A 2220-nucleotide genomic window follows, 5' to 3' on the forward strand; every position below is an offset into this window, starting at 1 on the left:
GGGAGCGGAACGGTTCGAGGGGATGGCTGTCGACCCGAAGCGTCGCCGGGAGGCGGCGGTTTCGGGATGAGGCGTGTGTGAGCCAACGCGTGTGGAATGCAGAAGTGTTTCGAGTCGGTTTCATGGATCAACCGACTTGATCGTGCAGGAAAACCAACCCACTGCGGTGCGTCTCATGGCATTCGTGTCTGTGAGGGTACCGTTGTGAGGGGTTCGCAGGAATTGCGACGGTCGTGGGTGAGGATTCCGGTGTTGTCTGGCGTGCCCGTGAGGGGGGCCGGCGACGGATCGTCACGCAGGATGGGAGTCGCCTGCCGCGAACATGACGGACGGTTTGGTTTGAGGAGGCCTTCGGGCCGAGTCGGGCCGGTCGGTCATGGGCGGGACTCACACGCAATTGAAGTCGCTTCGGACGCATCGGAAGCCGGCCCTTCGCGGGGTGGGCTTCGTGGTGGTGGGTCTGAGGCGCATGGGTTTTTCCTCTCGAGCTCTTTGGTGAGAGGATGGTCAGGCGACTGGCCTTCGGGCTGGTGGCGTGGCCCCTTTTTTTCGAAGGGTTTGATCCTGGCTCAGAATGAACGTTGGCGGCGTGGATTAGGCATGCAAGTCGAACGCCTCTTGGAGGCGTGGCGAAAGGGTGAGTAAGGCGACGGTAACCAACCCCGCGGAGGGGGACAGCTTCGGGAAACCGGAGGTAATCCCCCATGACGCCTCGGTGAGGGCATCCTCATCAGGCCAAAGGTGTGAGTCCGCCGCGGGACGGGCCGTCGTGGTATCAGCTGGATGGTGGGGTAACGGCCTACCATGGCAATGACGCCTACCGGGCGTGCGAGCGTGGCCCGGCACACTGGGACTGAGACACTGCCCAGACACCTACGGGTGGCTGCAGTCGAGAATCTTCGGCAATGGGCGACAGCCTGACCGAGCGACGCCGCGTGGAGGACGAAGGCCTTCGGGTTGTAAACTCCTGTCGAGGGGGAACAAGGCTCTGTGAAGAGCAGGGCTTGAGTGATCCCTGGAGGAAGCACGGGCTAAGTTCGTGCCAGCAGCCGCGGTAAGACGAACCGTGCGAACGTTATTCGGAATCACTGGGCTTAAAGCGCGTGTAGGCGGACGGCCACGTCTGTTGCTGAAAGCCCCCGGCTCAACCGGGGGATGGGCGCGGATACGGGCGGTCTGGAGGGGCGTAGGGGGAGCTGGAACTCACGGTGGAGCGGTGAAATGCGTTGAGATCGTGAGGAACGCCCGCGGCGAAAGCGAGCTCCTGGACGCTTACTGACGCTGAGACGCGAAAGCCAGGGGAGCGAACGGGATTAGATACCCCGGTAGTCCTGGCCGTAAACGATGAGCACTGGGTAGGGGGCTCGCCGATGGGTCCCCTGCCGCAGCGAAAGCGTGAAGTGCTCCGCCTGGGGAGTATGGCCGCAAGGCTGAAACTCAAAGGAATTGACGGGGGCTCACACAAGCGGTGGAGCATGTGGCTTAATTCGAGGCTACGCGAAGAACCTTATCCCGGGCTTGACATGCACGGATTAGCCGGCGGAAACGTCGGTGACGCCTTCGGGTGGAACGTGCACAGGTGCTGCATGGCTGTCGTCAGCTCGTGCCGTGAGGTGTTGGGTTAAGTCCCGTAACGAGCGAAACCCCTGCGACCAGTTGCCATCATTCAGTTGGGGACTCTGGTCGGACCGCCGGCGTTAAGCCGGAGGAAGGCGGGGACGACGTCAAGTCATCATGGCCCTTATGCCCGGGGCTGCACACGTGCTACAATGGGCCGGACAGAGCGTTGCCACTGCGTAAGCAGGCGCCAATCGCAGAAACCGGTCCTCAGTTCGGATTGTGGGCTGCAACCCGCCCACATGAAGCTGGAATCGCTAGTAATCGCGGATCAGCAGTGCCGCGGTGAATGGGTTCCTGAGCCTTGTACACACCGCCCGTCAAGCCACCAAAGCGGGGGGCACCCGAAGTCGCTGAGCTCGCAAGAGCAGGCGCCGAAGGTGAAACCCGTGATGGGGACTAAGTCGTAACAAGGTAACCGTAGGGGAACCTGCGGTTGGATCACCTCCTTTCTAAGGATGATTGTCGGCCTCCGACGTGATCATGGGCCTCGGCCCCTGGTCACCGACGATGAGCCACATCGGCCCCGCAATCGGGGCGGCCCGTCCGGGTGACCCCGGCGCCGTCCCCCCATGCGGACCCGCCTTGAATCAAAGGCGATGC

General features: G+C 62.5%; 1 rRNA gene. It reads left to right on the top strand.

The annotated features are described in order from the left end of the window. Window positions 1–546 precede the first annotated feature (546 nt). Window positions 547–2069: ribosomal RNA gene (locus HG800_RS26735) — 16S ribosomal RNA — on the top strand. Window positions 2070–2220: the final 151 nt, after the last annotated feature.

Origin of the sequence: Tautonia rosea (assembly GCF_012958305.1) — a bacterium.
Taxonomy (GTDB): Bacteria; Planctomycetota; Planctomycetia; order Isosphaerales; family Isosphaeraceae; genus Tautonia; species Tautonia rosea.